We start from the raw sequence: 4,838 nt of genomic DNA, 5'->3' as shown, positions 1-4,838 counted from the left end.
GACGCCGACCGGCCGGAAGGTACCGAAGACGGCCCCGGCACCACCCCCGCCCGGCGCCCCTCCTGGGCGAAGGGCGGCACCGAGGCGGAGGAGGGCCGCGACACCGCCGTGCGCCCCGAAGGCGACGGGGCGGCGACGGCCGCCCTCGGGAAGCGGACCCCCGGCAGCGGCGCAGCGGCCACCCCGCGCCCCGACGGCGAGCGGTCCGGCGCGTCCCGGGCCGAGGCCCCCGGTACCGACGGGGAGGCGAACGGCCGCCGGACGGCCGGGGCATCGGCGGACGGGGCCGCGTCCGGGCGGACGGCCGACACGAAGTCCACCGGGGCGTCGGAGCCGGCAGCCGGGCGGCAGCCCGAGGGCGGGGCCGACGGACAGCCGACGGGAGAACCGGACGGAACGCCCCCACAGCGGAAGGGCGCGGCAGCCGACCGGGCTGACGGAAAGCCCTCCGGCCCCCGCCAGGGACAGGGCACGGCCCGTGCGGCGGCGTCGCGGCCGCACGACCCCGAGCGCACCAGCGAGTTCCTCCCGCTCAAGGACCCCGATGCCGCCGCGACCAAGCCCGGGCAGGCCTCCGCGCCCCCGGTCCTGGAACCCACCCGGGAGACCCCCCGCCCGGCCCTCGACCTGCTCGCCGAGCTCACCAACACCCCTCCCCCGCCGGAGACCGCCGCCCGTACCCTCACGCGCCGCGTCAAGGTGTGGACCCCGATCGTGCTGCTGCTCGGGGCGGCCGTCGCGGGCGGCCAGATGCTGCGCCCGCTCCCGGACACGCAGCTCGTGGCCGCGCAGGACTCCGTCACCCTGGACGGCACGACGTCCCTCCCCTGGCCGGCCAAGGGACAGGGAGCCGTCCGCATCTCGGGTTCCGGCGACATCGCGACCTTCGGTGAGCAGAAGCCGGTGCCCACAGCCAGTGTGGCGAAGGCGATGACGGCGTACGTGATCCTCAAGAACCACCCGCTGCGCAAGGACGACCCCGGTCCGCAGATCGAGATCGACGCACAGGCGGCCGCCGAGAGCAATTCCGACGACGAGTCGCGGATCAAACACCTCACCGTCGGCCAGAAATTCAGCCAGCGGGAACTGCTCAAGATGGTGATGGTGCCGTCCGCCAACAACATCGCCCGGCTGCTCGCCCGGTGGGACGGCGGGAGCGGCGGGGAGGCCGCCTTCGTCGCGAAGATGAACGCGGCCGCCAGGGACCTGGGGATGCGGGACACCACGTACACGGACCCCAGCGGCTTGACGGCCAGCACCGTGAGCACCGCCGTCGACCAGCTCAAGCTCGCCGAAGCGGCGATGCAGGACGAGGCTTTCCGGGCGATCGTGACGGTGACCGACGAGACGATCAAGGGGGTGGTCGAGCCGCTCCACAACAGCAACGACCTGTTGTGGGTCAAGGGTCTGGGCAACAAGGGCATCAAGACCGGTTCCAGCACCGCCGCCGGCGGCACCCTCGTATGGGCCGCGGACAAGTCCGTCGGCGGTGAGACCCCGATGGTCCTGGGCGCGCTGATGGACCAGCACGCGGACGGGCCGGACCCCCAGGCTCTACGGAGCCTCGCCCTGGTACTGGACAACAGCCGCAAGGTCATCGAGGCCGTCCGCAAGGCCCTCGCCTCGACCCCCGTGGTCCACAAGGGCCAGACGGTCGGCCACGTCTCCGACGGCCTCGGCGGCCGGACCCCGCTGGTGGCGACCAAGGACCTCTCGGTGATCGGCGTACCGGGCCAGAAGCTGCGGCTGACGCTCGGCACGGCAGGCGGAAAGCCCGTTCCGCACGCGGCCGCGGCGGGCACCGAGGTGGGCGTGCTGACCGTGGGCGAGGGCCCGGGCGCGAAGACCGTCCCGGTCGCGGTGGGCAAGCGGCTCGCGGAGCCCTCGTTCGGGACCCGGGTGACCCGTCTCTCCTGACTCTCCACGGGCGCGTCCCCGGGACGGTGGCGCGCCCTCGGGCGGATCCTGACGGCCCGTCGCGCTCCCGCCCGACCCCCGTCCGGCGGGAGGGAGCGGAACGTTATGCTCCGCCCTTGTGAACGACAACGAGATAGACCTGCGCCCGGACGCCCCGGCCGCCGGGGGCGAAGTCCTGCGGTTCAGGGGTCAGGTGCAGGAGAACGAGGTCCGCGCGGGCCTCAAGGCGGCGGGGGTGTTCCGCCGGGTGCGGGTGCCCGGGGCGGCCGGCGGGGCCGCCATCGCACTGCTGGGCGCGCTCAGCCTCGCCGACGGAGACCCGGTCGGACTCCCCTTCGTGGTCGGGGGGATCGCGTACGGGGCGGTGTTCTGCCTGTTGGCGCCGCGCCGGATCACCTCCCGTGGGTTCAAGGCCGCCCAGGCGCAAGGCGAGAGGGAGTGCGTCGTCGACGACGGCGGCATCACGGTCAGCTGCCCCGGCGGCGAGCCGGTGCGCATGCCCTGGGAGCGGATGAAGCGGTTCCACGAGACGCCCGAGATCTTCGCCGTCGTGGGCCGGACCGGCTGGAAGACCTGCTTCTTCGTCCTGCCCAAGCGGCTGATGCCCGCGCCCGGCCAGACCGAACTGGTCGGCGCCCTGCTGGACTCGCGGCTGCGGCGCGCCTGAGGGCGGCCGTCCGGCGCCTCGTGGCCGCCTACGGGCTGGCGATGACCAGCAGGGTGCGGGCCGGAGCCGCGCCCGCGGCCAGCACGCAGCGGTGGGGGACGTCGCCGCGGTGGTGGGCGCTCTGGCCCGCGCGGAGGGTCAGGGGGTCCTCGCCGCGGACCTCCAGGACGATCTCCCCCTCCAGGACGTAGACGAAGTCCTCGCCCGGGTGCTCGAACCAGCCCCGCTCGCCCCGCCCGGGCTCGAAGTGGTGCTCGTACGCCTCCATCAGGCCGCTGCGGCCGCCCGGGATGAGTACCCGGGCCACCTGGCCGGCGGCCTCGGAGACCTGGATGACCTGGGGATCGCTCTGGTGGCTGATCACACCGGGGCGCTCCGGGGGCCGCAGGAAGGTGCCGGGGGCCACGTCGAGGGCCTCGGCGATGCGGTAGATGGAGCTGAGGCTCGGGGTGGCCAGGCCGCGTTCCAGCTGGCTGAGGAAGGGCTGCGAGAGCCCTGAGCGGGTGGCCAGTACGGCCATGGAGACGCGGCGTGCCGTGCGGCAGTCGCGGATCGCCTGGCCGACCTCCATCGCTTCGGGCGTGGGTTCGGTTCGGGGTCGGGACACGCTGGTGAACGTACCCCATCGATTTCGGGGCCCCGGGCGGCGGCCGGAGGTTTCGTACTGCTGAAACAGCCCGTTCATAAGCGTGGTCAATTATTGACCTCACTTATGGACGACCTGTCGAGGAGTACGACCGTGCACGCCACCCCATCCCCCGCCGGCCGGGCCGGCCCCGCCCTGGCCGCGGCCTGCGCCGTGCTCGCGCTCTGGTCGCTGGCCGCCTGGTCCGGTGCGGTGGCTCCGGGGCTGCTGCCCGGCCCGGTCGCCACCGCGGCGGCACTGGCCGACAGTGCCCGCAGCGGGGTGCTCCTCTCCGACCTCGGTGCGAGCCTGGCCCGCGCCGGCCAGGGGTTCGCGCTGGGGTCGGTGGCCGGCGGCGTCCTCGGCTTCGCCACCGGGTACCTGCCGAGGCTGTCGGCGGCCGTCACCCCGGTGGTCTCCTTCCTCCGTCCGATCCCGGCCATCGCGCTCGTACCGCTGGCGACGGCCTGGTTCGGGATCGGCGAGAGCGCCAAGCGGCTGCTGATCGCGTACGCCGTCGCCCTCGCGGTCTGGCTCTACGTGCACGACGGGGTGTCGCGGGTGCCGGTCTCGCACCTGCGGGCGGCCCGCACGCTGGGCGCACCGCTGCACCGGCGGTTCACCGAGGTGCTGCTGCCCGCCGCCGCGCCCGCGCTGCTCGCCGCCCTGCGCTACGGGGCCTCGGTGGCCCTGCTGGCGCTGGTCGCCGCCGAACTGGGCGGCGCGGACAGCGGGCTGGCGTACCGGCTCCAGGTGGACGGCCAGTTCCTGCGGGTGGACCGGATGTTCGCGGGGCTGATCGTCCTCGGACTCCTCGGCGTGGCCGCCGATCTCGTGCTGGCCGCCATCGGACGCCGCTTCGTGCACTGGAGCGCGTCATGAGCCTGGAGGTACGGCTGGAGGGGCTGTCGGTCGGGTACGGGGCGGGTGCCCCGGTACTGGAGCCGACGGACCTGGTGTTCCCCGCGGGGTCGTTCACCGCCCTGCTGGGGCCGAGCGGTTGCGGGAAGTCCACGGTGCTGGGCGCGGTGGCCGGCTTCGTTCGGCCGACGGCGGGGCGCGTGACCTCCGGGTCGGTGCCGGTGCGGGAGCCGGGGCCCGAGCGGGGCGTGGTCTTCCAGCACTACGCGCTCTTCCCGTGGCGCACGGCCCTGGGGAACGTCGAGTTCGCCCTGAAGCGGCTCGGACTGTCGCGCCCGGAGCGCCGCGAGCGGGCGCTGGCCGCGCTCGAGGAGGTCGGGCTCGCGGACGGGGCCCGCAAGTACCCCGCGCAGCTGTCGGGCGGCATGCAGCAGCGGGTGGCACTGGCCCGCGCTCTGGCCGCGGAGCCGGAAGTCCTGCTGATGGACGAGCCGTTCGGGGCGCTGGACGCGCTGACGCGCAGCCGGATGCAGGAACTGCTCCGGGAGCTGTGGCGGCGCCGCGGAACGACGGTGCTGTTCGTGACGCACGACATCGACGAGGCCCTCGCCCTGGCCGGGCGGGTGGTGGTGCTCGGCGGCACCCCGGGCCGCGTCCTGGCCGACCACCCGGTCCCTCCGGGCCCCCCGGACCCGTCCCTGCGGGCCCTGATCGCCACACACCTGACCACGCCTTGATCCGTCGCGGTCCCCTCCCTTTCCCCCCTTC

At 74.6% G+C, this 4,838-nt stretch carries 5 protein-coding genes; 4 read left to right on the top strand and 1 reads right to left on the bottom strand.

Going from position 1 to position 4,838, the window contains the following annotated elements; genetic code table 11:
• Positions 1-1,917, top strand: a 1,917-nt coding sequence (locus tag VR44_RS26000; RefSeq protein ID WP_342669393.1) for a D-alanyl-D-alanine carboxypeptidase, incomplete at its 5' end; no start/stop codon positions are given.
• Positions 1,918-2,035: 118 nt separating this feature from the next.
• Positions 2,036-2,584, top strand: a complete 549-nt coding sequence (locus VR44_RS25995) for a YcxB family protein (RefSeq protein WP_045950027.1) — start codon at positions 2,036-2,038, stop codon at positions 2,582-2,584.
• 28 nt (positions 2,585-2,612) lie between these two features.
• Here the strand turns inward: VR44_RS25995 and VR44_RS25990 are convergent, their stop codons facing one another.
• A complete protein-coding gene (locus VR44_RS25990; RefSeq protein WP_052713833.1) occupies positions 2,613-3,191 on the bottom strand; it encodes a helix-turn-helix domain-containing protein in 579 nt (192 codons plus the stop codon).
• 132 nt (positions 3,192-3,323) lie between these two features.
• On the opposite strand from VR44_RS25990, the gene VR44_RS25985 reads away from it, so the two are divergent.
• Together VR44_RS25985 and VR44_RS25980 are read left to right on the top strand one after the other, a co-directional pair.
• Positions 3,324-4,091, top strand: coding sequence for an ABC transporter permease (locus VR44_RS25985; RefSeq protein ID WP_045950025.1), 768 nt, complete (start codon positions 3,324-3,326; stop codon positions 4,089-4,091).
• Positions 4,088-4,807 carry an ABC transporter ATP-binding protein gene (locus VR44_RS25980; RefSeq protein WP_045950024.1) on the top strand — a complete coding sequence of 240 codons (720 nt, stop codon included), beginning with the start codon at positions 4,088-4,090 and terminating at the stop codon, positions 4,805-4,807. Before VR44_RS25985 ends, VR44_RS25980 begins: the two co-directional genes overlap by 4 nt.
• Positions 4,808-4,838: the final 31 nt, after the last annotated feature.

This window comes from Streptomyces katrae (assembly GCF_000966975.1).
Taxonomy (GTDB): Bacteria; Actinomycetota; Actinomycetes; order Streptomycetales; family Streptomycetaceae; genus Streptomyces; species Streptomyces katrae.
Note: the sequence above shows the minus strand (reverse complement) of the source record. Positions and strands in the feature narration are given on the sequence as shown.

Coding starts and splice junctions, on each gene's coding strand:
- VR44_RS25980 (WP_045950024.1), top strand. CDS start 4,088: ATGAGCCTGGAGGTACGGCTGGAGGGGCTGTCGGTCGGGTACGGGGCG.